We start from the raw sequence: 26,522 nt of genomic DNA on the forward strand, positions 1-26,522 counted from the left end.
ACGGTCAATTCACTTTTTGAATTTTAGCACCTCAGACCTGCCCTTTTTGAAAATCTTGTTGCTTGCTCCTTTGCCTTTTCTTAGCCTTTTTTGTTCTTCATAGGGTAAGCCATGTATCTCCTTACAGTGGTCCGAACAACAATCGTTCATTTTTTTTGCGCACTCTTCGCATTGAATGAATAATAGATGACAGGCTTCATTGGCGCAGTTCACATGGGTGTCGCAAGGTTTGCCACATTGATGGCATTGTGCGATTACATCATCTGTGATACGTTCTCCCCTTCGATGATCGAAAACAAAATTCTTGCCCAAGAATTTGTTTTCCAATTGCTTCTTTTTGACCTGTCGGGTGTAATCTATTATGCCCCCTTCCAATTGGTAGACTTGTTTGAACCCTTTGTGTTTGTAGTAGGCACTTGCCTTTTCGCAGCGAATTCCTCCAGTACAGTACATTACCAATTTTTTATCCTCTTTATGCGCGGCCAGATCTTTTTCGATAATGTCCAATGAATCGCGAAAGGTATCCACATCGGGGGTAATGGCATTTTTGAAATGGCCTATCTCACTCTCATAATGGTTGCGCATGTCGACCAAAATGGTATCGGGGTCTTCTATCAACTCATTAAATTTTTCGGCCCCTACATGAATGCCTTTGTCGGTCACATCAAAAGTACGGTCGTTCAATCCGTCTGCAACAATCTTCTTTCGAACCTTGACCTTTAGTTTCAAGAACGATTTGTTGTCTTGTTCTATGGCTATGTTCAACCTCACATTTTTGAGAAAAGAAATACTATCCAAATGTTCCTTAAAGGCTTCGAAGTTTTCGGCCGGCACCGAAAGTTGTGCATTGATGCCCTCGTTCGCCACGTAAATACGGCCCAGTACATCAAGTTCGTTCCAATTTATGAATAAGTGGTTTCTGAAAATCGGCGGATTGCCAATGTGTGCATATTTGTAGAAAGATATGGTCAAGCGTTCTTGACCGGCCTCTTCGATAAGAGCCGCTCTTTCTTTTGCACTTAAGGTATTGTACAGTTGCATGCTATACGAATAGTTTAAGTTAAAAGAATGTCCTGTTAATAATTAAGCGTTTGCAAAGATAAGAAATGCAGTCTATTTCAACGTACTAGCCAAAGTGCAGAACAAAAAAAGAGTCTCGAATATATCAAGACTCTTAATTGGCCATTCCATTTTCTTTTTCACAGCACTCTTTAGATCCAAAGGGAAGTGGCCACGATTGCCCCCTGCCAATAAAAACAGAAGAATATATATTGAGTTAGTATATATACTTTTTTAAGTAGATGCACTATTTCCAAAAAGGTTGCGTCGTCATTGTTATATGCAAAAAGAAATGGTAATTTAGCATCCCTGTACGGTTGTCGAATGGCCTACAGTTTCCATACAAAAAACACTGAATGCCATAGTGGCAAAACGTAGCATCTTGTGGGATGAACATTAATAGAAAAAAATATGAGTGCTGAAAAAGAAGCGAAACTAAAGGCCCTGAAACTTACCTTGGACAAATTGGATAAAACATACGGAAAGGGTTCCGTTATGAAAATGGGCGACAGTATTGTTGAAGATGTCGAGGTGATACCCTCAGGTTCTTTGGGTCTGGATATCGCATTGGGTGTTGGTGGCTATCCACGTGGTAGGATTATCGAGATCTACGGTCCTGAATCCTCGGGCAAAACAACCTTGACCCTACACGCCATTGCCGAAGCCCAAAGAAATGGCGGTATCGCCGCTTTTATAGATGCGGAGCATGCTTTTGACCGGTTTTATGCAGAAAAACTCGGCGTCGATATCGATAACTTGATCATTTCGCAGCCCGACAATGGTGAACAGGGACTTGAAATTGCCGACAATCTGATCAGGTCGGGCGCCATAGATATCGTTGTTATCGATTCGGTCGCAGCCTTGACTCCGAAAAGTGAAATCGAAGGTGAAATGGGCGATTCAAAAATGGGGCTTCATGCCAGGTTGATGTCTCAAGCTTTGAGAAAATTGACCGGATCAATTAGTAAAACCCATTGTACCGTAATTTTCATCAACCAACTTCGCGAAAAAATCGGCGTCATGTTCGGTAATCCCGAAACGACCACAGGCGGCAACGCGCTCAAATTTTATGCCTCAGTACGCTTGGATATTCGTAGATCCACTCAAATAAAGAATTCTGACGGAGCAGTTCAAGGAAACAAGACTCGCGTAAAAGTGGTCAAGAACAAAGTAGCCCCTCCATTCAAAACCGCAGAGTTCGATATCATGTATGGCGAGGGCATCTCTAAAGTCGGTGAAATAATCGATTTGGGCGTCGAATATGAAATCATAAAGAAAAGTGGTTCTTGGTTCGCGTATGGCGATACCAAATTGGGCCAAGGGCGTGATGCGGTTAAATCTTTGCTCAATGACAATCCTGAGCTTTTTGATGAACTTGATAAAAAAATCAGGGAGGCCATCAATTCCCTTAACTGATCACGGCCGAATCATTCTTGATTTAACCGATTTTAACGCAACCTTATCTCACCGCATACATCTTAGTATAAAATCATATTGTTATGAAACGGTGGTATTTGAAGTTCGTGGCCGTAGTACTTCTTGGCTCGGTAGGTTCATGTAGCCTGAACGATGATGATGGTGTCAATTTTCATTATGAAGCCCTGCAAATTTTAAGTGTAGAGGTGCCCGAATCTTTTAGTTTGCAACAAATTTACACTATCAAGGTAAACATGTTAAGGCCAGATGATTGCACCCTGATTGAAGGGTTTGATGTGACCAAATCAGATTTGACCGTAAGAAATGTGATCGCTGTAGGGGCCGTTCTTGATAAGCCCGACTGTAAGACGGTAAATCAAGAGGTACAAGACACGTTTCAGTTCAAAGTAATCTATGACGAGCCCTATCTTTTTAGGTTCTATACCGGCGAGGATGCCAACGGTGAGGCACAATATCTAGAGATAGAGGTTCCGGTGGACCAATAGAAGTATCTAACCAAATTTTGGGTCTGGAAGAGCTCATAAAAAAGTGCAAGCAAGGAGATAGACAAGCACAGGAACAATTATATAGGCAATATTCCCATATACTGTTCGGTATTTGTCTCAAATACTCGCACAATAAAATGGAGGCTGAAGATAATCTTCACGATAGCTTTATGACCATTTATGACAAAATAGGACAGTTTAGTGCCAAAGGGTCATTCGAGGGTTGGATGAAACGTATTACCGTAAACACAATATTGCAAAAATTCAGAAAAGTAGAACAGTTAAACCTAGTCTCGGATAACATAGAAAACCCTACGGAAGTGGAAATGGACAACGAGCCAGTCGACCTCAGTACCCTTCTGAATTTCATTCAAGAGCTTCCCAATAAATATCGCGCCACTTTTAATCTCTATGTGCTCGACGGATATTCGCATAAGGAAATCGGCGAACTTTTGGGAACTTCTGCAGGAACATCAAAGTCAAATCTTGCTCGGGCAAGAAATATTTTAAAAGAAAAAATCGAAACCATAACCACCAGATCGATCATCAGCGTACTGATTATCGTATTTGGTTATACACTGTGACCCTAACATTCATAGCGTATACACAAAGACATTGTAAAATGGGCAAAAAGAATTTAGACCGTTTATTTCAAGAGAAATTCAAGGACTTCTCTGAGATCCCCGATAAAAAAGTTTGGGAGAACATATCCGCATCCTTGGATGCAAAACATAAAAAAAGAAGAATCATTCCCCTTTGGATAAAATTGGGCGGTGTGGCGGCAATATTGGCGGTAGCCGTCTATCTTATCGATCCTCTTGATTCGGAGGAGAGCGATGCGATTCCAAAGGTTACTGATATTGAAAAATCAGAAGATTCTCCCCGTATCAAGAAAAGTGAAGGCTCCGAGACTTTTGAAATCAATCCGGAAGAGGAAAAAGCGATTACCGATGTCGATTCCGATACTGAAAATGCCCGGCACAACGATACCGTCAAGGAAAAAATCACTTTATCCGAAAATGCTAAGGATAACAACGAGGGCGAAGGTACCTCAGTTGTTGGTTCAGAAATACAAAAATCGCAGGTAGCCCAAGGTGATTCCGATAATACCTTGACGAAAAATGATGGATTCGATCAATCCCGGGCGGATGAGGTTTTGAAAAATCGTAAGGAAACTGAGACCATTGCAGTAAATTCCATGGATAAAAATGAATCGACTGAAAAATTGAATGATGATAAAAATAAGAAATCGGATAAACTCTTAGAAGAAGGTTTGACCGAAATCAATGATAAGGATGTAGTTCAAAATTCGGAAACGGCAGTCGAAGAATCAAAGAAAAAGTCCATTTTAGACGAAATCGAAGAACAAGGCAATGAAGAAAAGATAGCCGATGAGGGCTTGGGCAATAGATGGTCCGTAGGTGGTAATATTGCACCGGTATACTTTAATTCTATTGGCGATGGCTCTCCCATACATTCAAGTTTTGTGTCAAACTCAAAATCCGGTGAGGTCAATTTAAGTTATGGCCTTTCGGTAGCCTATGCCTTGAACAAGAAACTGAGTATTAGAACGGGGATCAATAAAGTCGATTACGGGTATGACACCAACGATGTTGAGTTTTCGTCATCGCTGTCCGCATCAAACGCTTTGCAATTTTCAGGGGGCAATGGCCAATTCGAAAATATCGATTATACCACTACTTCAGAGAATCTCGTTGTAGAAAGTATGGATGGTTTCAACGCACCGGTAAAAAATGCCGCCCCCGAATTGGCGAGCAAAAGTGCAACAAGAAATGGGGTTATGGGACAACAGTTCGGTTATTTGGAAGTGCCCTTGGAACTGAATTACGCTTTACTTGATAAGCGTTTCGGGGTTAATTTGGTCGGTGGCTTCAGTTCATTGTTCTTGGTCGATAACTCGGTCATTCTATCATCTGGCGATCTGACCACCGAAGTTGGTGAGGCCAACAACCTCAATTCAGTGAATTTTAGCGGTAATATTGGTTTCGGGATCAACTATAAATTCACGCGCAAAATACTGTTGAATGTCGAACCGGTATTTAAATATCAATTGAATACTTTTTCAAATACAGCCGGTGAATTTCAACCCTTTTCAGTTGGGGTATATAGCGGACTGCATTTTAGATTTTGACAAAACAAGCCAGGGGTTTTCAGGCCGGATTGAATTGGCACATTGTTCGAGAATGTTTTAAACACTCCAGAAATCTTGTTGTGGCCTGTCTTTTAAATCATTGGTCAACGCCATCAAGATCACTTCCCTGACTTCTTCGCGCAAAGTACTTTTATCTTCTTCGGCCAGCAGTCCGGTTTCGAAAAATTCGTGCACCATGGCACGTATAACGCCCGGGCCCCCACTAAAAAATGTAAAAGGGAACCGTTTTTTGTTGTCATAGAAAGTCATTGGAACCACCGGAATATTATGTGCAATGGCCATTTTAAATGCCCCGTCTTTGAATTCATCCAAAACAATGTCTTCATCAGGCACGCCGCCTTCCGGAAAAATACAAATGCTCAACCCTTGGTTCAACCTTCTTTGCGCCCTTCGGTATACCCCCGTTCGACTTTTTGTATCCTCCCGATCGACCATTATACATACCCTTTTGTAGAAAAAACCGAAAAGGGGAATCTTTACCAATTCTTTCTTTCCGACAAAAACAAAGGGGTTCTTGCTCACGTACAGCATGAGCATGATATCGAGCATGCTAGTATGGTTGGCCACCAACATATAGCTTTTGCCGTCTACCATTTTTTGCTTTCCAAGAACTTTCGGCGGGCAGCACATTCCATACAATATGGGCGTGGCCCATAAATTCCTGGCAATCCAAAAAAAATGGGGGTACGTTTTGTCCGACATTGTGAAAGCCAACAAAAAGGGAAAAAAAAGAACAATGGGCAAGGCGACCAGAACATAGAACCAAATACGGTAAAGGCTTTGGCCAATTTTTCGAAAAGCAGTAACCATATTCTCAAAAGTAGAATTTTTATGTATATTTAAGAGGATAACCAATATATTAAAACATGGGATTACTATATGCAATCATAATAGGGGCCATAGCAGGATGGCTCGCTGGAAAAATCATGAAAGGAGGTGGTTTCGGACTACTTGTGAACATCATTTTGGGTATCGTTGGCGGTGCCGTTGGAAATTGGCTTTTTGGAGTATTGAACATCTCCATAGGGTCTGGGGCGATCGGTGATATCATTACGGGGGTGATCGGTGCCATAGCGTTACTTTTTGTAGCAGGACTCTTTAAAAAGTAGACCTGGATTCTTTCCGAATTACGCGGCCTATGCCGCTTTTTTTGTGTTTTGTCTTACCTTTGTCGCTTTTAGAAACATAGTCAATGGCAAGAATTCTGACAGGTATACAAAGTACGGGTGTTCCCCATTTGGGCAATATTCTAGGGGCCATCATGCCCGCTATAGAAATGGCACAAGACCCCAAAAATGAATCTTTTTTGTTCATTGCCGATATGCACTCGCTTACCCAAATCAAGAATGGTGAGGAACTTCGCCAGAATACATATGCCACCGCGGCTGCATGGCTGGCTTTCGGGCTCGATATCGAAAAGACCGTTTTTTATCGCCAAAGCGATGTGCCCCAGGTAACCGAACTTTCTTGGTATCTCAGTTGCTTCTTTCCGTACCAACGTTTGACGCTTGCACATTCTTTTAAGGATAAGGCCGATAGGCTCGAAGATGTCAACGCGGGCCTTTTTACCTATCCGATGTTGATGGCGGCAGATATACTTTTATACGATGCGAACATTGTTCCCGTCGGGAAAGACCAATTGCAACACCTAGAAATGACCCGCGATGTCGCTTCTCGATTTCATGCCAGAATGGGCGAAACATTCGTGCTACCGGATGCCAAGGTGCAGGAAGAAACAATGTACATACCCGGAACGGACGGTGAAAAAATGAGTAAAAGTAAGGGCAACCTCATCAACATTTTCCAGCCCCATAAAAAACTCCGCAAACAGATCATGGGCATTCAAACCGATTCAACCCCAATGGAGGAGCCCAAAAATCCGGATACGGACAATGTCTTCGCCCTATACAAAATTTTGGCCACTAAGGCGCAAACGGAAAAGATGCGTCAAAACTACCTCAATGGCAATTATGGCTATGGGCATGCCAAGCAGGCACTGTTCGACCTACTGATCGAAAAGTTTGGTGAGGCACAAGAACGGTTCGATTATTACATGGCCCATTTTGACGAAATAGACCAGGCCCTTCACTCAGGTGCAGAAAAAGCCAAAAAGGTCGCTGATAAGGTATTGAACAGGGTAAGAGGCAAAGTGGGGTATTGAGTTTTAGCACAAAACTTCTTTTTTATTCCAAACTTCTATTTGTAAATTGATTGGGCAAATTAGCCCATGAATCAAGTATACAAAATATTCGTCTGTATGCTCGTGATTTCAAGTAAATCTTTACTTGGAAATACAGTAGAATCTTCAATTGGGCCTCATACTTCTTCCATCGAGATATCGTTGGAACAACATGAAATCAGCGGCAAAGTCATCGACAAAGAAACCGGAGAACCTATTCCATATTGCAGTATTGCGGTAGAATCTTTATCACTCGGAACGGCCAGCAATGAGCTTGGGGAATTTACCATTAGGGTAGACTCCATACCTGCCAAATTGATTTTTTCACATATCGGTTATGGTCAAGTGGTTGTTGATGTCTCGACAACTTCAGAGCTAATAGTAGTTCTAGAACCCTATGTGTCCTATTTGGAAGAGGTCGTCGTACTTGCCTCTAAAAAAGATTCATTTGCAAGAGATTTGGTCAAAAAGGCCTATGAAAAGGCCGATAATGCCGCTAACCGGCAACTCTATGGAAAGGCGTTATATCGACAGAAAACAAAGAACGGAGGTGACTATTCAGAGTTTTCCGAAATCTTTTACGACATTCGCTATACTTCCAACGGTATTGCCGATTGGAATATTATTGAGGGGCGTTATGCGCTTAAAGACGATGCTGTTCACAACAGAAATTATACCCTCTTGACAAGGTTATTGCAACCCTTGCAACCCAATACGGAAGAATTGATCTTTCCATTACACCCGGCTTTCGAAGTGTATTATGATGTGGCCGTTAACCAAATAATCCAAACAGATCGATCGAGGATTGCGGTAGTCCATTTTAAACCACTCGGTACAATCAAAACGCCCATTTTCGAAGGCGACGTCTATATAGACACAAAAAACCACCGTATTCTTCAAATCAATGGAGGTCTGTCGCGGGATGACCTCAAAATACTTAAGCTGAGCACCAATAACGGTTATTGGAAAGACTATACCCTTGCATTTGAAATCGTTTATAAGCCAAATGATGATGCTAATTTATTAGACCATATCAAGGTCGACCAAGAGTTTGATTACTATAAAAACGACAATCTGTTATACCGCTCGGTAACAACTTCCAATCTGACGTTTTATGAACATTACTCCCCTAACACAGCGCGAAGATTGGGCGGGCAAATTACTAGAAATCAAAGCGACTGGGAAAATTTAGATGAGATCGGTTACAATGAACAATTCTGGGCCACCAACCCGATCATCAAGCGAACACCGGTGGAAGAAGAGGTCATCAACGCCTTTGAACGGGATAATGCCTTTAGTTCCATTTTTTTAAATAGTGCGGAAAACATTGCTCTTTTGGAGTCGAATTTGTCGGAAAACCCTTTTATAGTTCAGTTTACGCAAAAGGTAAACGACTACAATGGGCATTACCCGATAGAAAAGGTATTTCTTCATACTGATAAGGACCTATTTATTTCCGGAGAATCGATTTGGTTCAGTGCCTATGGTGTAATCGGGCCATTTCACGAATTGACATCCGCCAGCAAAGTCTTGCACCTAGATCTAATTGCCCCGAACAATACGATTATACTTTCTCAAACCCATGAATTGTTGAACGGTCTGGGCTCGGGCGTGATCGAACTTCCAAAAAATCTTGTTTCGGGCAACTACCAATTAAGGGCCTATACCCAGTGGATGCGTAATTTCGACCCGGATTTCTTCTTTACCAAGCAAGTAGAAATATTGAACAACGGCACTCCTCAAAATACCAAATCCCTCACTAATGGTACAATCGACCTTCAGTTTTTTCCTGAGGGTGGCCATGCCGTAGATGGAATAGCTTCCAAAATTGCCTTTAAGGCCATAGGAAACAATGGAGAACCTGAGCCCGTAAAAGGAAGAATATATGATTCCAATGGCAATGCCGTCGCAGAGCTAAATACTTTTGATAGAGGTGCCGGTTTTTTCCAACTAATTCCAAAAAAAAATCTAGAATATACCGCGGTCTTGAATGATGGCTCAAAATATCCCCTGCCCAAAATATTGAAAAATGGATATGCCATGTCGGTCAACAACATGAACGAGAGAAGTATCAAAGTAATCGTTCAGGCCAGTGCTTCCCTCAAGGGTCAGCCATTTTATATAATCGGCCATATGCGCCAGCGCAAATATTACCAGGGTATCTTCGAATTTCGAAATAACCAGATCATCTCCTTTGAAATACCAAAACATACCATGCCCAGCGGTGTCTTGACTCTGAGCCTTTTCGACAGCAATAAAACTCCACGTTGTGAACGGGCGCTATTTGTTGATAATGATGACAAACTGGTTATTACCGCCAACATTGAAAATCAAAGATTATTCAAGAGAGGTAAGGTCAATATGTCATTAATGGTCACCGATTCTTACGGAAAACCAGTGTCTGGTAATTTTTCAATTGCGGTAACCGATCAAGGGCAGTTTGAAAAAGACCCGGGAAAGATGAATATCCTAACACAGCTTTTATTACAATCGGACGTAAAGGGCCATATCGAATATCCTAACCAATTATTTCAAGACCGCAAAAGATCGACCCTAAATAAATTGGACTTGGTCATGCTTACCCATGGTTGGCGAAAATTTCCTTGGCAAGAAGTTTGGAACGACCATTATGATCAAAAGGAATTTGGTTTTGCAAAGGGTCTTACCATAAAGGGCAAAGCCACTAGAACGAACAAGAAGCCACTTGCAAATACAACTTTGAACGTCATTGCCAAATCTGGGGATTTGTTGGGCATGTTCTCTGCGAAAACCGCATTCGACGGTTCTTTTTCCATTGATGACTTTAATTTTAAAGGGCCTACCGATGTTGTCTTTAACGCATTCGATGTCAAGAACAAACCACTTGATGTTAAGATTGTCCTTGAGGACAAACAAGATAAAGTTCCTCGGCCATCGTTCAAAAGCCGGGAAAAACAGCAAATAAAGGATACCGAAACCTATAGAACGCATGCCATAGCCCGGCAAAGAATGGAAACCATATATGAATCACAAAAGGTAACCGAGTTGGACGAAGTGGTCGTTACGGAAGAAAAAAATGAAAAAAGTCGAAACCAATCCCCTTCCTTTCTTGGCCAAACCCCAGATGCCACCCTATATACCGCCGATCATCCAGCCGTTCAAACCGTTTTACAATTGGTCAGCCTGTTCAATGGTGTAACCGTAAGTGGCAATTCCGTAAGCATACGTAACCAGGGGCCCCCGTTGTGGGTTCTCAATGGTATTCCGATCCCAAACGAAAACCCCTCTCCGTCCACAGCTGCTATTGCCGAACAACGAGCGGCAAGAAACTCGGACAATCCGCGACCTCAGTTAAATCTCTCCATGGAACGGGCGCTGGCGCCCGGACCTGCACCTTACTTTGTGACCACAATGGACGCGTTAACCGTTGAACGAGTGGAGGTCTTAAAAGGAGCCTCGGCGGCTATATGGGGCTCAAGAGGTGCCAATGGTGTTATTCTCATCTACACTAAGAAAGGTGAAGGTCGAACCTACGAACCAACGCTCTCCCCTGATTTTACGATTTTTGGGCATGCCGTTGAAAAGGAATTTTATTCCCCGAAATATGATATGGAAACCCCAGAACATATTGCACCGGACTATCGGGCCACTTTATTCTGGAATCCGAATATTAAGACCGACAAAAATGGTCGGGCCAATATAGAGTTCTTCAACTCTGATAACGCGAAAAAAATTCAGGTCTCAATCGAAGGGCTTTCGCAGTACGGTATACCGGGTTCGAATTTGACAACTTTCGGCAAGCAATAGCTTAAGTAAGATTGATATGGTCAGACAAAGTGGTCAAAACACAAAACAAACCGTTTGGTCGGTTTTAACTGCTTTCGATTCATAAAAATCATGATACAATCAAGATTTAATGAGATACTTTGTCGATGAACGGCCTAATTTGTTAATATTACCCGCTTCTTATAAAACGAACATACCGTTGAGTTTGTATCGGCCTAGATCGCCTCGAACAGTTTGCCGGGCAAGGGACGTATGACACCTTTCATTTCCATGTTCAACAGGGTAGATGACACCTTGAAAACAGGAATTCGGCATTCATGGGCAATGCTGTCCAACAATTGTTTCCCTTCTTTTTGCAAGTAGGTATATATCGATTGTTCGGTATTGTCCAATTCGACAAAGAGCTGTTTTTGAATGTTTTTTGTTTCTACCTTTTCTATTTCCCAACCCAATAAATAGATAAGATCGGCGGCCGATGTAATCATTTGGGCCTTTTGCTGTTTGATCAGATTATTGCATCCTTCACTAAACTTATCTCCGGCCCTACCGGGAACGGCAAAAACATCGCGATTATAGCTATTGGCAATATCGGCCGTTACCAAACTGCCCCCTCTCTGGGCCGATTCTATGACCAAGGTTGCCTCGCTAATCCCCGCAATGATGCGGTTTCGCTTTAAAAAATTTTCTCGGTCGGGATTGCTGGTACTCCAAAACTCTGTCAAAAAACCTCCATTTTTCTTTACATCGGCAAGATATTTTGAATGGCCCTTAGGGTAAATCTGGTTGAGGCCATGTGCCAAACAGCCTATGGTCTGTAACCCTTGGACAATAGCCGCCCTTTGAGCACAAATATCTACCCCATACGCAAAACCACTGACAATAATAGGATCCATGGGAGCTATTTCTTCCATAAATCGTTCGCAAAAATAGGTTCCATAGCTGGTTATGTTCCTTGTACCGACAAGGCTTATGACCCTTCGCCCCTCAAACTCAATATTCCCGCTTTTAAAAAGCAGTACCGGGCTATCGATACAATGCTTCAACAACTTCGGGTAGCCCTCGTCCATGAAATAGTTATAGGCCAGTCGATTATCTTGAATAAATCTATATTCACCCTCCGCGGCCTCAGCATGTTCGGTATCGTAAAGGCCTTTTAGAGTATAACTCCCAATGCCTTCTATTTTGAGCAAATGTTCACGTTTATCTTCAAAAACGGCTTTTGCACTTCCACAATGGGCTATTAATTTTTTAGTAAGTACGTCACCTATATTCCGAACGTTCTGCAATCTCAAAAGAGCAATCAATTCGGCTTCAGCAAGTTGTGAGTCGCTCATAGTTATTCACAAAATACATAAATTTTAATGTTAATAAAAAGTTGTTCAGAAGGTTTTGAACCGAGCTATTTTTTTGAATATTTGTGAGCATGGTGCTAGAACACTATATATCAGAATTGCTTTATAGGCACAGCTGTGTCATGGTACCAGGGTTTGGTGCATTTTTGACACAACGAAAATCTGCGGTTTTAGATTCATATACCAATACTTTTTACCCCCCCAACAAGATTCTTTCGTTTAATGGCCAGCTGACTTCCAATGACGGATTATTGGTTTCTTATATGGCCAACGCAAGGCAGGTTTCGTATGACGAAATGTTAAAACGTCTTGAGAAGTCGGTCGAGCACTGGAAAAAACGTTTGGCAAAAGGAGAACTTTTGTTTTTGGATAAAATTGGCGAACTGCATTTAAACAAGGATGGCAAAATTATTTTCCAGCCCTTTGACAAAGTGAACTATCTGACCTCATCGTTCGGTTTAGTGCCCTTTGTAACGCCCGAGGTAACCCGTGAGGTTCTGAAGGAAGAAGTCGAACAAATCGAAGAGCGCATTCCTTTCATCATCACGCCCGAACGACGTGAAAAATCTTCGTTCAACATCAGGCCCTATATGAAATATGCCGCAATCTTTTTACTGGCTCTTTCAACCGGGTTGACCGGTTTGAGGTTTTATAATGAGACCGCCAAAGCCGATCAATTGGCACGGGAAGAAGCCCAGCAGAAGATTTCGGATCATATTCAAGAAGCCACCTTTTTCGATGCAGCCCCTATCGAGTTGCCCACGGTAACCTTGGACGTAATCACCAAAAAGAAAAGTGAGGCCGTACACCACATTGTAGCAGGGGCTTTTCGGTTCAAAAAAAATGCGGATAGAAAAATACGTTTGTTGAAGCGCCGGGGTTATGAGGCCGAGTATTTGGGCACCAACGACCATGGACTTCATATGGTGACTTATAGCCGCTATGCGGATGCAAAAGAGGCTTTGAAGGCATTGCACCAAATAAAACGTACGGAATCACACGATGCCTGGCTGCTTTCCAAAAAATAATAGTATTCCGATTTTCCCCTTGATGTAAGCGCGTATCTTTGTCCAAAATTTAAGATATGGAAGCGAAAAATCCCAAGGATTCAAGAACCGTGATGACCGATATGGTGCTCCCCAGCGAGACCAACCCGTTGAACAATCTTTTCGGTGGCGAGCTTTTGGCCCGAATGGATCGTGCCGCCAGTATTGCTGCCCGGCGTCATAGCAGACGTATTACGGTAACCGCCTCTGTAAACCACGTCGCTTTTAACCAAGCGGTTCCATTGGGAAGTGTCGTAACCGTCGAGGCCGCTGTTTCAAGGGCTTTTAAGACTTCGATGGAGGTCTATATCGATGTTTGGATGGAGGATCGCTATAACGGCAAGCGCACCAAGGCCAATGAGGCCATTTATACTTTCGTGGCGGTCGATGAAACAGGAAAACCGACCGAAGTACCGGAATTGGAACCTGAGACTGCTCTTGAAAAAGAGCGTTTCGCGGGAGCGCTCCGACGCAAACAGCTAAGTCTTGTATTGGCCGGTAAAATGAAACCTAACGACGCTACGGAGTTAAAAGCGTTGTTTTCTAATGGCTAGAAAGGTACTCCCAATGAATCATTTCGTCCGGGAGCGTGGATTTAAAACGTTATTGAAATTAGTAGTTGTCTAGTCCTGGTCGGAAATAAGCTTAAAAGCAAATTCCTTAACCGTATCCACCTTATTTAAATAATCATCTATATTTTGAATAATGGTATAATCAGGCAAGATCCCTTTTTCATCTGGTAAGTTAATATCTGCCAATCGAGAAGTGGTGTTAGCAACATAGTAAACCAATTTAGTACTAGAAAGCCTTAAAACTGTTTGTCCTGCGGTACAAAATTGATTGGAACCCAGTTCTTCGCCCACAATAGTGCCTAGGCCCAATTCCTTTGCCAAGGCCATAAAATGCCCAGTTGTGGATTTTCCATGCCCATCCATCAAAAAGAAAAGGTTCCCATTATATCCATCTTTAAAAGGTTGTTGCATCCCGTAACCATTTAAATAAGCAAAAGGTTTTCTTGAAAGATATTTTAATAGATATATACTGGATTCTGCAGAGCCCCCGCCATTAAAACGCAAATCGATAATCAGGTTTTCAACTTGCTTCTCTTTGATTTTTTTAAAACTCTCGTCAACAAACTGCTTAAACTCATCAAAGTTGTTCCATGGATAATAGTTAAAGGAATAAAGGGTCATCACAGCGGTTTTCTTGTTCTCATTTAGTTCAAGACAAAGATCCTTGCCACAATACGGTATGGAATTGTCCTGATATGGAACTTCCATACTATTTGCCTTGTTCAATTCAATAGGCCGTGGTTTCCCTTTTACTTTGATTGTATACTGTTCCGGAAAACGTAGTGCATAAGGTATAATCACCGTTGACCACATATTGAACTCTTGATATATTGTGGTCTCTATATAGCCTTGTGACTGAATATGCTTGTGTACAACTGAAATAAGTTGAGAAACAGGAATATGGTTTATTTCAATAATCTCATCTTTAACAGAAACCTTGTCACTATTGGTATAACCATCGATTACATAAAGCCTGCCATTTATTAACCTAGTTTGAATGGGAAATCTTAATGCTTTAGGCAGCATATCACTTTCAAGAGAGAAACTTCCCATAGATGTATGGGAACAGTTGATGTTCGCTATGATTTCACTACAATGCCAAGCAAATTCCGCAAAAGTGGTATTGTTGGTTATAAGACTTTTCTTTTCTTCTATTGTTTTCCAGAAATCGGCTTCGCCAATAAACTTCAAGGCATTGGGATGTACCCCTAAAAGTTTTTCGCCAAGTTGTTGAAGGTCTGCAATATATGCCTGTCGGTCATATGTTTTTGCAAACTTTTCTTTTGATGTAATTGGAATTCTGTGAGGATATTTTATGCGTTCAATCTGGTCCTCAGCATTGAAGTTTTCGGGATTTAACCTTAAGGAGATTTCATAATTCTTTAACGACATAAGTGAATCACCTATTGCTAGATAAGCTTCGCCCAGACTGTCATAAGGGTTTGATGAGTTGGGAAATTCTTCTACAATTAACTTAAAAATCTCTAAGGCATCGTTTGGTTGATTATTCCAAAGATGTCTATAACCATACATGGTCATTTCGTCTTCGTTTTCAAAATTGTAACCATAAGGATTTTCTTTTTTAAGTTTATGATACAATGCTATTTGTTCTGTAATGGGAAGGTTTTCTTGCTCTTGTAAGGTTTGCGCAATGGAAAGTTTGGTTGTGTTTTCGTCCTTTTTGGTTTCTACGCCTTTGTTTGAGTGACAGTTAAAAAATAGATTTATCACTAGGAAACCATAAATAACCGTCTTATGATTCAATACGTGCTCTGTGTTCATGTACCTGTTTTGGATTTTAAGACATAAAATTATACCTATGCCCAATGGAAAGTGTCAAAAAGGTGTCAAAAGAGTGTGAATGATTGTAAAAAGTCACTGAGATATTGGTTATTTGTGATAGCATGAATACACTAAAGAAATATTCTTCCATTGCAATACTTGTCCTTCTAAGTTGTTTATGGCTTTTTTGGGATTTTCAAAATAGTGTTGAGTACACCCCGCAAAATATTAAAGTAGCCATACGGGAGGTAGGTCATACTATTTTATTGGCCAACAATGATTCTTTGTCCTTGGTCTTCCCCGTTGAACAACTTGGTGGTTCCAAGTATGCGCTAACTTTTGAAAAAGATATTTCCTTACAACCAGATAGTCTTGTTGCCCTTTTTAAAAAAGGCTTTGATAGGGCAAACCTTCCAAAACACTATATAGTTGAAGTGGTCCAATGTACCGATGGCGCAATAGCTTACAGCTATAAAATGAGAAATGAGAATGAAAAAAGTATTGTCCCCTGTGGAAGCAGAACCCTACCTAAAGGTTGTTATAGAATTGAAACTCAATTTCTAAATCAAGAAAACAAAGTGTTCAAAATGAATATGCTGTTATATATAACGGCATTAATGATCGCATTCATTTTTTGGGATTTTTTCAAGTATCTGAAATCATCAAAAACGCATCGTAAAGAAAACGCCGGTCACCCAATTGTATTGGGCAATTATGTGTTCTTTCCAAATCAAAACAAGTTAACCTTAAGGAGAAAAGAAATATTGTTATCAAAAAAGGAAGGCGAGTTGCTGTTCATATTGGCATCAAACCTTAACCTAGTCGTAAAGAGAGAAGATTTGGTAAAAAAAGTTTGGGAGGACAATGGAGTGGTAGTCGGTAGGAGTTTGGATACTTATATTTCCAAATTACGCAAGCGACTTCAAGAAGACGAAGCCATTAAGTTAACGAATATTCACGGTGTTGGTTATAAGTTGGACGTATAGATACTCATTTATCAAAAATCTTTCTGCCCGGAGCAAAAATCCTATTGATCAGTCTTATAACCTAGGGGCATGTATAATATAACAGCCCTAAAAATCAAAATTATCCGGATCCGGACCAATCCGTTCGTTTCGGTCGAAACTATCCAAATAGGCAATCTCGGCATTGGTCAATTCGAAATCAAAAATATCGGCATTGGCCTTGATCCTATCCGTTTTAACGGATTTGGGAATCGTTACGACCCCTTTTTGAAGATTCCATCTTAAAATTATCTGTGCCGGCGATTTGCCATATTTTCGGGCCAGATCATCACAAATATCCAATTTAAAGAGTTTTCCCTGCATGAAGGGAGACCAAGCCTCGTACTGTATTCCTTTTTCAAAACAAAAATCAAGAAGGTCTTGTTGCACGACATAAGGATGGAATTCCATTTGATTGACCATGGGCACGATTTCTGCCGTTTCAAGCAAATCTTCGAGATGATGCTTCATAAAATTGCTTACCCCGATGGCCCGGATACGTTTTTCGCGATAAAGCTTTTCCATGGCGCGCCAGGTATCCTTGTACTTGATGGTAACCGGCCAATGCACAAGATACAGATCTAAATAATCGAGGCCGAGACGGTCGATACTTGCCTCAAATGCCCTTAAAGTACTCTCGTACCCTTGATCACTGTTCCAGACCTTGCTGACTACGAAAACATCTTCGCGAGGGAGGCCACTTTCTTTCAACCCCCTTCCGACACCTTCTTCGTTGCCGTATACCGAAGCGGTATCAACATGGCGATAGCCTATCTGTAATGCATATTTTATGGCATCGACCACTTCTTGATCATTGTCGGACTGATAGGTGCCCAAACCCAAATAGGGCATTTTTACACCGTTATGTAAATCGAAAGAGCCTTCTATATCTGAAATCGTTCTCATACTATCTGTCTCGGCTAAGATTTTGTCGCAGAATAAATCCGATGGATTTATTCCGCCGGACACGAGCCTTTTGTCAAAGTTATGGATTTTCCGATTGGGAAATCCTTCAACAATGAATTTTAGGCATTGGTGTAGAACATTATTAAAAGTTCAATTTGACCATTTGCATGGTCTTTTCTGGAATTCCGTTTCGAACTCGAGGACGAAAAAGTTTTTTGCCGTTTACAAGTTCATAAATAATTGGCTCCATGAATTGTTCCCCACTCCTTGCATTTTGGGCAATAGGTTTTGAAACATCCAATTCTGGCCTGCTCAGTGAGTAAAACCAAGATCTTCCGGTTATATCAATCTGTAATGCCAAATAGAGATTTTCTCGTCCGTATTTTTTTCTCAAGAACCTTTTTTGCTTTTTGGAAATGTGATTTTGAATATACTCTTGAATGCTGTTTTCTTCAATAATCAATTTTTCATTGCTATTTCCATTTCCGCTTCTGTCAATTGAGTCCGCAATTTTCAAGGTGTATTTGAGAAAATCGATATTATGTTTTTCGCTCAAAAGTACCTTCAATTGATGGTTATAGCAACTTTCTATGAATGGAATGGGATATTCCGTTTTTATTCTAAATTCCCGTTCAATTACTTTTTTTTGAGTGTCCGAAAACGGAATGGGCTTTTCAAGTTTTAAGATTGCCAAATCGGCCTTTAAGTCCAATTCTGCCTGTTTCATTTGTTCCAAGCAATGTTGATTTTCCAAATTGGGTTTGAACTCGAACTGCCCAAAAATTGATTTATATTCCAGCACAAAAATTAGCAGAAAAATATTATATATATTGTTTTGTGGCATAATGCTATACAACTTGCTTATAGTTGATATACCCATTCTTCAGGATTCAATTTGTCCGTATCTTGATGTAAATAGAATTTTAACCGTGTCTGGCCATTGGACCGATTGGTATATATATCGCCCAATTCGGTTTTGGCCTCTACGACATCGCCCTTCTTTACATAAATGTTCGACAGGTTGTAATAGGTGCTAATAAAATTACCATGCTTGATCTGAACGGCCTTATTACCGCCTGGAACGGAAATAATGGCAATAACCTCGCCCTTGAATATGGCCCTTGCCTTTGCCCCTTCATCGGTAGCAATGATTACACCGTTGCTCTCGTGTTTGATGCCGGGATAAACGGCATCGCGATATACCCCAAAACCTTGGCTCTTGATTCCTTTTTCGACCGGCCAAATCAATCTTCCCTTATTTGCCGAAAAGTTATTGGCGATAATGGTAGCCTCAGGAGTCAGAAAAAATCGCGAAGTATCACTAGTCGGCCTGCTTGACTCGCGATTCGCAGCCGCAATGGCCTCTCGGATCAACTTATCGAGTTGCTTGTCTATTTGCTTCGCCTCACGCTCTTTCTTTTCAATCGCGGTGGCATAATTGCTCTCGTTTTGGCGAATAGTGGCCAACAGCTCTTTTTGATTCTTTATCTCTTCCATGAGCTGGGCCCTTGCCTTCTTATTCTGGGCGATCAAAACTTCTTTTACCTTACGTTCTTCGTTCAGGTCTTTGTTCAAACGTGCAAGGTCTTCGGTCTTCGTAATGATCTGTTCTCCCTGTTTCTTGCGAAACTCGGTATATTGCTTCATATATTGAAGCCTTTTGAAGGCCTGATAGAAGTTTTCAGAAGACAACAAAAACATCAACCTGCTCTGTTTCGACTTGTTCTGATATGATTTTTGGATAATTTCTCCATAATCCTTTTTCAGGGTTTCCAGCTCATCCCGTAGTTTCGAAATATTGCGGATGTTCGCATTGATCTGCCTGCTCAACAGGTTCGATTGTTGATTGGTCACCCGTATCAACTCTTGTCGCACATTGATTTTTTTATCCAATGCCTCCATTTGGTCCAACACGTTGCCTTTTTCCTTTTTTTCGGCAAAAAGCAAACGGTTGATGTCCCTTATTTCCGATTGCAGTTTTTCGCGTTTGGCCTCAAGGGCTTTTTGTTCGCTGGTTTGCCCTGATGCAAACTGAAACATGGCAAAGCCAAAGAACGCGATCAGAAAGCAACGATATGTTACTTTAAAGGTCATTTTTGGTCAAAACGATTTCATCATACCCTTTTGGGATCTTATATGGAAAACTCACGGACTCATCGAACTGCATATTTCTATATTGCAAGGCAATGGTATTGGTATGCGTATTCTCGCTCGCCAAAATCAATAACTCGTTCGGAAGAATCCATTTATTGATTTTCTGATAGTTCTTATAATCGATGTCCAACAAACGGTTTTGCGAAGGTTGTGCCAATCGTTGTGAAGCCATTTTGTAGTTCTTGGGTTCGATCTCGAACAAGATGTTGAAAAGCTCAATAGCTTGTTTTGGTTTCAGCAGATAATTTCCCCCTGCTGTCGACACTTCGTATTTTGCCTTTCTCAAATCGAAAAGGGCTTCGCCCAAGAGTAGGTTCTGCACCTTTTTAAAATCGAGTTCGGTGCCCAATAATTGGCTCAGATACGAAAAATCACCATCGAAATAGGTATTCTCCAATTTATTGTAAAAAGAAACACGCTCAGGTGTTATATAAGCCTTTACGATACCCAAGGGAGCGCTCATCCAAATGGCATGGTCTTTTTTCATTCTGAGGCTCACGCTGAACGATTGGGTATCATCGCCATCGGAATAATCGATTTTGACCTTGCCCCTTAACGTTTTAAAGTCCAATTCGTTTTGATAGTGCGCCCTGATCAGATTCTTTGCGGAAATATTGGCATCTATAGTGCCATCGGAAATAATCTTACTTGATTTACAGGAAGAAACCAATATTGAGAAAACACTGAAAAAGAGAATCCGAAATGCGTATCGGGACATCTTGTTCATAGCTAAAATCCGGGTTTTATCTTGCGAAGATACATATTTGCCTTTGATGTATTGTTCAATGCCTGATGGGCATCGGCCAATTCCTTATAGATTTTGTTCTCCAATGCGGGGTCGTCCAAAAGATAATCAAGTGAAATCTCCAACACTTCGACAGCTTCCTGATATTGCTCTTTCTTGTTCAAGGCATACCCTTGGGCATAATAAAAATACGGTTGTAACGGATAGCTTTCCAGGGCTTCGGCGGACAGCTTTAGCATCTCGGCAACGTCAGCCCCATTCATCAGTTCTTCAAGACGACCCTTATACGTTTTGCTCGGATCGGCATCTTCTTCGTCGGTTATGGAAAAATCGGCCTCTTGCTCTGCCGGTTCTTTATTTTGGATGGAATCGTTGATCTTCAAGGTAAGTTCTTCGCGAAAGGATGAGGACTTGATTCTCTTTAACACGGCAAGGGCTTCTTCATAATTTTTCGACTTGAAATAAATCATGGCCAGATTTTCACTTAGCTTGACGTTATCGATGGGTATTTTGAACGCGGTCTCCTCAATTGTACTGCCCTCTTTTTGAAGAATGGCCACCAAAGTGTTCAGATACCAATAATTATCCGGTTCGGCCATAATGGCTTCCACGGCATAGGTCTTGGCAGAAAGGTATTGTTTGTCCTCAAAATAGGCCTTGGCCAGTTCGTAGGCCACTACACTGTTGTCGGAGTCCAAACGTTTACATTCCAATAATAAGTTTACCGCTTTGTCATGATTACCGATGCCCTTTTGCTTGAGGGCCTCGAAAAACTTTTCTTGAAATTCATCGGTATATTCTTCTAAAAAGACCTCGGCACTGGGTTCGAGGTTTATCTCAGGAGTTTCTTCTTGGGCAAAAGAATAATTCTGGATTATCAATAATCCCATTGCTACCCATACTATTTTCCTTTTCCTGACCAAAAGCCTTATTTTACCCCTGTACTTCCAAAACCGCCGGTGCCTCTATAAGTTTCCGATAATTCTTCGCCTTCGACCCACTCGGCCCGCTCATGCCTGGCGATGACCAATTGTGCGATACGCTCCCCGTTTTCTATGGTGAAAGCTTCATTCGAAAGGTTGACAAGAATCACACCGATCTCGCCGCGATAGTCGGCATCGATCGTTCCCGGGGCATTCAACACCGTAATGCCTTTTTTTGCCGCAAGTCCGCTTCGGGGTCGCACTTGGGCTTCCATACCTAGCGGAAGCTCGATGAACAAGCCTGTTTTAATGACAGTTCGCTCTAAAGGTTGTAACGTAACCGATTCGGAAATATTGGCCCTAAGGTCCATTCCGGCAGAGGCATTGGTCTCGTAGTTCGGTAATTGATGGGCCGATTTGTTGACGATCTTGATTTTCATCTATTTAAAAATTGTTTTAAGTTTGAATGGATGCCTGAAACGAAAAGACTTCCCGTGTACGTGACAGCCATCCCATTTTATATCTTCTACCTTTTTAAAAATATCCTTTTCAGCATCTCGTTCTCAAGTCGATATACCAACCCAAAGAACAATAAAAGTAATACAATCCCGATGATCAAATTCCTATCAAAAACATAAAATGACAGCGCAGAGAATAAAATGGACAACGATAGATAAAAAATAATCTTTCTAAAATTATATGGGACCGGATATCGTGATTTTCCCAGATAATACGAAATCACCATCATACTGCCGTAGGCCATCAAGGTTGCTAATGCCGAGGCCATATAACCTATCAAAGGGATAAAAAAGAAATTTATACCGATTGTTATTAACGCTCCTATCACCGATATAAATGCGCCATACCGGGTTCTATCAGTTACCTTGTACCAAACGGACAGGTTATGGTAAATGCCTAAAAAGAAGCTCGCCAAAACGACTATGGGAACGACTTTCATGGCATCCCAATATGCTTCATCGGGCACGAAAAGTTCTTTAAGAACGTCTGCAAAGACGACAACGGCCAATAATATTATACTTCCTAAAATCACAAAATAATTGGTAATCTGAGCATAGGCCCTTTGCGGATTCTCACTCCCCGCATGATTGAAGAAAAAGGGTTCGATACCCAAGCGAAAGGCGGTTGAGAACAACGTCATGAACAAAGCAAGTTTGACACAGGCGTTGTACATACCGACCTCAGTTTTGGCAATGGATGCCGGTAACATTTCTTCCAACATTACCCTGTCAAAAACCTCATTGATGCTATAGGCGATTCCCGCAACGAGAACCGGCAGGGCGTACTTCATCATTTTCTTCCATAAGGTGGTATCAAAACCATATGAGCTTCTTACATAAGGTCTAAAAACCAACAAGAGGGTAAATGCGCTCGCAATCAGGTTGGCGATTAGAATGTATGAAATTTGAAATCCGGGCACGTATAGCCGCCCAAAAAAACTATCGGGATTGCCTGCCGACATTTTGGGAAGTATGAAAAGAAAGAATACGTTGAGCCCAAAATTAATAATGACGTTCAGTATCTTGATCGCGGCGTAACGGGTGGGCCGCTCATTGGCCCTAAGCCAGGCGAAGGGAATGATAACTAGAGCATCCAATGCCAATATGAAAACCACATATTTAATGTACTTTGGGTCGATGCTCAGAAGGTCGGCCATACCATCTTGAAATAGCAAAGCAAGACCCATGAATATAAAGGTCGATACCAAAATAGAAATCAAGGAAGTTGATACTACCCTATCCTTATCATCCGAATTGCTATAGAATCTAAAAAAAGCCGTCTCCATTCCATAAGCCAGCACAACATTGAACATAGCGAACCATGCGAAGATTACCGCCAGTTCGCCATACACCCCAGGTGCCATCGCCTCGGTATGCACACGAACCAAAAAAAAGGAAATCATCCGCGGCAATACCGTCGCCAGCCCGTAAATAGCCGTTTGTTTGAATAGTTTTTTAAGCGGATTCAATAATGTCGAGGTTAGGGTCTAAAATTAGACATTTATACCCTTGCGGCAAAGACCGATTTGCCAATAGGTCAAAATGAAAAAACCCGCTGTTCGCGGGTTTTTTCGTATGTCGTAAAAATTTGTCAATTGTTCAATGCTTCGGCGCCGCCTACTATCTCAAGGATCTCGTTCGTAATAGCGGCCTGACGTGCTTTATTATATGTGAGTTTTAGCTGATCACGCAATTCGGTGGCATTGTCGGTAGCTTTGTGCATGGCCGTCATTCGTGCTCCGTGCTCACTTGCAAAAGAATCTCTGACCGCCTTGAACAATTGGGTTTTCAAGGACTTAGGAATCAACTGTTCCACGATTTCAACCTTAGAAGGTTCAAAAATGTAATCGACGTTATTATTTTCTTCACCTGCATTCGGAACGATCGGCAAAAATTGTTCGGTCATCACGATCTGTGTAGCTGCATTCTTGAATTTGTTATATACGATGTCGATACGATCATAACCGCCCGAAGTATATTGCTCCATCAATTCTTCTGCAATGTCGGCAACATTCTCGAAAGTCAAGTCGTCATAGATTGCACTATGGTTAGCGATGACGTTATGCTTCTTGCTTAGAAAATCGTTCGCTTTCTTGCCAATAGCCATAAAATCGACCTGTTTGCCCGCATAGACTTCTTTGGTCAAAATAAGGCCCTGCTTGATGATATTCGAATTGAACGCGCCACAGAGTCCTCTATTGGAGGTTATAGCAACGACTAACACTTTGTTCACCTCTCTATTGTCGGAATACTTACTTCCCGAATCGGAATCCAAACTGGCACTCAAACTTTGCAGCAGTTCGGTCAGCTTATCGGCATAGGGCCGCATGGCGGTAATAGCATCTTGTGCTTTCTTCAATTTGGCGGCCGATACCATTTTCATGGCACTGGTAATCTGCATGGTCGAAGATACCGACGCTATTCTATTTCGAATTTCCTTTAAGTTCGCCATCTTTTCAAGTTAGGAGTTTAAAGTTAAGAGTTAGGAGTTTTTTAATATTGAGGCCAATATTCTAATCAACTCTTCACACTTTACCTTCATATCTTTTGGGATTTCCCTTCCAGTAGCTTCTAGAATTTCTAACCAATACAAGGTTTCATCCGCTTCCTTTAAGGCAATTCCAAACTAATTTCTAAAATCTTTTTTACTTACTCCTCTTTGTGCTTCCCGAGTATTGGCTCCAATACTAGTTCCGCTTCTTAATAATTGAGAAGCCAGTTCATAGTTCTTATTCCTTTTAAGTTCATCACAATAGAGAACAATTTCACAAGCAAATTGAAAGCTCTTCTTTCGAATCGGACTATCATTCAATCCGCTCATAACTCAACACTCTGAACTCTTAACTTCTATATTTCCCTGAAAGGTCTTTTGCAACAGCGGTCAATGTATCGGTTACCTCATCGGTCAATTTACCCGATTTTAGAGTGTCCAAAATATCCCTGTGCTTAGCATTTAGAAATTCAATATAATCCCTTTCAAATTCCTTCACCTTTTCCACGGGAACGTCTCGCAATAGGTTCTTCGAACCCGCATAAATAATGGCAATCTGATCCTCGACCGTAAACGGGTCGTTCTGTGCTTGTTTCAAAATTTCAACATTACGTCGTCCTTTTTCGATAACGTTCAATGTAGCGGCATCCAAATCAGAACCGAACTTCGCGAATGCTTCAAGTTCACGGAACTGTGCTTGATCTAATTTCAATGTGCCCGCAACCTTTTTCATAGACTTGATTTGGGCATTACCACCAACACGTGATACCGAAATACCCACATTGATTGCCGGACGCACACCTTGGTTGAACAAGTCTTGCTCAAGGAATATCTGCCCGTCGGTAATCGATATTACGTTGGTAGGAATATATGCTGAAACGTCACCTGCCTGAGTCTCGATGATCGGCAAGGCGGTCAACGAACCTCCTCCTTTTACCATAGGTTTCAATACTTCCGGCAAATCGTTCATGTTTTTGGCAATGTCGTCATCATTGATGACTTTCGCCGCTCTTTCCAACAAACGAGAGTGCAAATAGAAAACGTCACCTGGATAGGCCTCACGCCCTGGTGGTCTTCTCAAAAGCAGGGAAACCTCACGATAAGCAACGGCCTGTTTTGACAAATCGTCATATATTATCAAAGCCGGACGGCCCGTATCCCTGAAATACTCTCCAATCGATGCGCCCGCCATTGGGGCATATACCTGCATAGGTGCAGGGTCGGATGCATTCGCGGCCACAATCGTCGTGTAGGCCAAGGCACCCCTATCTTCCAAAGTCTGGGCAATCGCAGCCACCGTAGAAGCTTTTTGGCCAACAGCAACATAAATACAATATACCGGCTCTCCGGCATCATAGAATTCTTTCTGGTTCAAAATCGTATCGATACAAACCGTGGTCTTACCTGTCTGACGGTCGCCGATAACCAATTCGCGCTGTCCACGACCTACCGGAATCATAGCATCGATAGCCTTGATACCCGATTGTAACGGTTCTGTAACCGGCTCACGGAAAATAACCCCCGGCGCCTTACGCTCCAAAGGCATTTCGTATGTCTCTCCAGCGATAGGACCTTTACCATCGATCGGATTGCCCAATGTATCAACAACCCGGCCAACGATACCCTCTCCAACATTGATAGAGGCGATTCTTTGGGTTCGCTTTACAGTAGCACCTTCCCCAATCTGTTTTGATGGCCCCAACAATACCACACCCACATTATCTTCTTCAAGGTTCAGAACGATACCTTCTAGACCTCCTTCGAACTCGACCAATTCGCCATATTGGGCATTCGCCAATCCGTAGACCCTTGCGATACCATCACCCACCTGCAATACTGTTCCTACTTCGTCTAAAGTTGCGGTTGCATCGAACCCTGATAATTGCTTCTTTAATATTGCCGATACTTCGGCGGCTTTTACTCCTGCCATT

23 protein-coding genes and 1 pseudogene are annotated in these 26,522 nt (G+C 41.8%); 10 read left to right on the forward strand and 14 right to left on the reverse strand.

Features of this window, described 5'->3' with window-relative positions; genetic code table 11:
• Nucleotides 1–9: 9 nt before the first annotated feature.
• The gene (trhO, locus tag ACEZ3G_RS05900) at nucleotides 10–1,041 is read right to left on the reverse strand and encodes an oxygen-dependent tRNA uridine(34) hydroxylase TrhO (RefSeq protein WP_432424521.1); all 1,032 of its coding nucleotides are present in this window, start codon (nucleotides 1,039–1,041) and stop codon (nucleotides 10–12) included.
• A 429-nt stretch (nucleotides 1,042–1,470) separates the two neighbouring features.
• Between trhO and recA the strand changes: the two genes are divergently transcribed.
• The 4 genes from recA to ACEZ3G_RS05920 all read left to right on the forward strand — a co-directional run bounded on the left by recA (nucleotide 1,471) and on the right by ACEZ3G_RS05920 (nucleotide 5,133).
• Complete coding sequence (recA, locus tag ACEZ3G_RS05905; protein ID WP_432424522.1) at nucleotides 1,471–2,475, forward strand: recombinase RecA; 1,005 nt, start codon at nucleotides 1,471–1,473, stop codon at nucleotides 2,473–2,475.
• 83 nt (nucleotides 2,476–2,558) lie between these two features.
• Entirely contained in the window at nucleotides 2,559–2,981 is a 423-nt protein-coding gene (locus ACEZ3G_RS05910) for a hypothetical protein (RefSeq protein WP_432424523.1), read from the forward strand.
• 17 nt (nucleotides 2,982–2,998) lie between these two features.
• On the forward strand, nucleotides 2,999–3,565 hold the full coding sequence (locus ACEZ3G_RS05915; protein ID WP_432424524.1) for an RNA polymerase sigma factor: 567 nt from the start codon (nucleotides 2,999–3,001) through the stop codon (nucleotides 3,563–3,565).
• Between the two features lie 38 nt (nucleotides 3,566–3,603).
• Nucleotides 3,604–5,133, forward strand: coding sequence for an outer membrane beta-barrel protein (locus ACEZ3G_RS05920; RefSeq protein ID WP_432424525.1), 1,530 nt, complete (start codon nucleotides 3,604–3,606; stop codon nucleotides 5,131–5,133).
• 57 nt (nucleotides 5,134–5,190) lie between these two features.
• On the opposite strand, the gene ACEZ3G_RS05925 is transcribed toward ACEZ3G_RS05920, so the two are convergent.
• Nucleotides 5,191–5,964 (reverse strand): lysophospholipid acyltransferase family protein, encoded by a 774-nt coding sequence (locus ACEZ3G_RS05925; protein WP_432424526.1) that lies wholly within the window; start codon nucleotides 5,962–5,964, stop codon nucleotides 5,191–5,193.
• A 56-nt stretch (nucleotides 5,965–6,020) separates the two neighbouring features.
• Here ACEZ3G_RS05925 and ACEZ3G_RS05930 point away from each other — a divergent pair, with 56 nt between their 5' ends.
• The 3 genes from ACEZ3G_RS05930 to ACEZ3G_RS05940 all read left to right on the forward strand — a co-directional run bounded on the left by ACEZ3G_RS05930 (nucleotide 6,021) and on the right by ACEZ3G_RS05940 (nucleotide 11,119).
• Nucleotides 6,021–6,263 (forward strand): GlsB/YeaQ/YmgE family stress response membrane protein, encoded by a 243-nt coding sequence (locus ACEZ3G_RS05930; protein WP_432424527.1) that lies wholly within the window; start codon nucleotides 6,021–6,023, stop codon nucleotides 6,261–6,263.
• An 83-nt stretch (nucleotides 6,264–6,346) separates the two neighbouring features.
• Nucleotides 6,347–7,315 (forward strand): tryptophan--tRNA ligase, encoded by a 969-nt coding sequence (gene trpS / locus ACEZ3G_RS05935; protein ID WP_432424528.1) that lies wholly within the window; start codon nucleotides 6,347–6,349, stop codon nucleotides 7,313–7,315.
• Between the two features lie 66 nt (nucleotides 7,316–7,381).
• Complete coding sequence (locus tag ACEZ3G_RS05940) at nucleotides 7,382–11,119, forward strand: carboxypeptidase-like regulatory domain-containing protein (protein ID WP_432424529.1); 3,738 nt, start codon at nucleotides 7,382–7,384, stop codon at nucleotides 11,117–11,119.
• A gap of 194 nt (nucleotides 11,120–11,313) precedes the next feature.
• Here ACEZ3G_RS05940 and dprA read toward each other — a convergent pair whose 3' ends face one another.
• The gene (dprA, locus tag ACEZ3G_RS05945) at nucleotides 11,314–12,432 is read right to left on the reverse strand and encodes a DNA-processing protein DprA (protein ID WP_432424530.1); all 1,119 of its coding nucleotides are present in this window, start codon (nucleotides 12,430–12,432) and stop codon (nucleotides 11,314–11,316) included.
• 89 nt (nucleotides 12,433–12,521) lie between these two features.
• On the opposite strand from dprA, the gene ACEZ3G_RS05950 reads away from it, so the two are divergent.
• Both ACEZ3G_RS05950 and ACEZ3G_RS05955 read left to right on the forward strand, forming a co-directional pair.
• Entirely contained in the window at nucleotides 12,522–13,478 is a 957-nt protein-coding gene (locus ACEZ3G_RS05950) for an HU domain-containing protein (RefSeq protein ID WP_432424531.1), read from the forward strand.
• A 56-nt stretch (nucleotides 13,479–13,534) separates the two neighbouring features.
• The gene (locus tag ACEZ3G_RS05955) at nucleotides 13,535–14,050 is read left to right on the forward strand and encodes an acyl-CoA thioesterase (protein WP_432424532.1); all 516 of its coding nucleotides are present in this window, start codon (nucleotides 13,535–13,537) and stop codon (nucleotides 14,048–14,050) included.
• Nucleotides 14,051–14,119: 69 nt separating this feature from the next.
• Here the strand turns inward: ACEZ3G_RS05955 and ACEZ3G_RS05960 are convergent, their stop codons facing one another.
• Nucleotides 14,120–15,850, reverse strand: a complete 1,731-nt coding sequence (locus tag ACEZ3G_RS05960; RefSeq protein ID WP_432424533.1) for a S41 family peptidase — start codon at nucleotides 15,848–15,850, stop codon at nucleotides 14,120–14,122.
• Between the two features lie 122 nt (nucleotides 15,851–15,972).
• Here ACEZ3G_RS05960 and ACEZ3G_RS05965 point away from each other — a divergent pair, with 122 nt between their 5' ends.
• A complete protein-coding gene (locus ACEZ3G_RS05965; protein WP_432424534.1) occupies nucleotides 15,973–16,836 on the forward strand; it encodes a winged helix-turn-helix domain-containing protein in 864 nt (287 codons plus the stop codon).
• 87 nt (nucleotides 16,837–16,923) lie between these two features.
• Here ACEZ3G_RS05965 and ACEZ3G_RS05970 read toward each other — a convergent pair whose 3' ends face one another.
• The 10 genes and pseudogenes from ACEZ3G_RS05970 to atpA all read right to left on the reverse strand — a co-directional run bounded on the left by ACEZ3G_RS05970 (nucleotide 16,924) and on the right by atpA (nucleotide 26,521).
• Nucleotides 16,924–17,760 (reverse strand): aldo/keto reductase, encoded by an 837-nt coding sequence (locus ACEZ3G_RS05970; RefSeq protein WP_432424535.1) that lies wholly within the window; start codon nucleotides 17,758–17,760, stop codon nucleotides 16,924–16,926.
• Nucleotides 17,761–17,902: 142 nt separating this feature from the next.
• Nucleotides 17,903–18,487 (reverse strand): hypothetical protein, encoded by a 585-nt coding sequence (locus ACEZ3G_RS05975; protein WP_432424536.1) that lies wholly within the window; start codon nucleotides 18,485–18,487, stop codon nucleotides 17,903–17,905.
• A gap of 134 nt (nucleotides 18,488–18,621) precedes the next feature.
• Nucleotides 18,622–19,854, reverse strand: a complete 1,233-nt coding sequence (locus ACEZ3G_RS05980; protein WP_432424537.1) for a murein hydrolase activator EnvC family protein — start codon at nucleotides 19,852–19,854, stop codon at nucleotides 18,622–18,624.
• Nucleotides 19,844–20,641 (reverse strand): DUF4292 domain-containing protein, encoded by a 798-nt coding sequence (locus ACEZ3G_RS05985; RefSeq protein ID WP_432424538.1) that lies wholly within the window; start codon nucleotides 20,639–20,641, stop codon nucleotides 19,844–19,846. The genes ACEZ3G_RS05980 and ACEZ3G_RS05985 overlap by 11 nt, the downstream gene beginning before the upstream one ends.
• 2 nt (nucleotides 20,642–20,643) lie before the next feature.
• Entirely contained in the window at nucleotides 20,644–21,549 is a 906-nt protein-coding gene (locus ACEZ3G_RS05990; RefSeq protein ID WP_432424539.1) for a tetratricopeptide repeat protein, read from the reverse strand.
• 38 nt (nucleotides 21,550–21,587) lie between these two features.
• Entirely contained in the window at nucleotides 21,588–22,022 is a 435-nt protein-coding gene (gene dut, locus ACEZ3G_RS05995) for a dUTP diphosphatase (RefSeq protein WP_432424540.1), read from the reverse strand.
• Nucleotides 22,023–22,108: 86 nt separating this feature from the next.
• A complete protein-coding gene (locus tag ACEZ3G_RS06000) occupies nucleotides 22,109–23,569 on the reverse strand; it encodes a lipopolysaccharide biosynthesis protein (RefSeq protein WP_432424541.1) in 1,461 nt (486 codons plus the stop codon).
• A gap of 122 nt (nucleotides 23,570–23,691) precedes the next feature.
• Nucleotides 23,692–24,552 (reverse strand): ATP synthase F1 subunit gamma, encoded by an 861-nt coding sequence (atpG, locus tag ACEZ3G_RS06005; protein WP_432424542.1) that lies wholly within the window; start codon nucleotides 24,550–24,552, stop codon nucleotides 23,692–23,694.
• Between the two features lie 30 nt (nucleotides 24,553–24,582).
• Nucleotides 24,583–24,921: pseudogene (locus ACEZ3G_RS06010) on the reverse strand (four helix bundle protein).
• A gap of 19 nt (nucleotides 24,922–24,940) precedes the next feature.
• Complete coding sequence (gene atpA / locus ACEZ3G_RS06015; protein WP_432424543.1) at nucleotides 24,941–26,521, reverse strand: F0F1 ATP synthase subunit alpha; 1,581 nt, start codon at nucleotides 26,519–26,521, stop codon at nucleotides 24,941–24,943.
• Nucleotide 26,522: the final 1 nt, after the last annotated feature.

The sequence above is a fragment of the Meishania litoralis genome (assembly GCF_042611095.1).
In the GTDB taxonomy this organism is placed as follows: Bacteria; Bacteroidota; Bacteroidia; order Flavobacteriales; family Flavobacteriaceae; genus Meishania; species Meishania litoralis.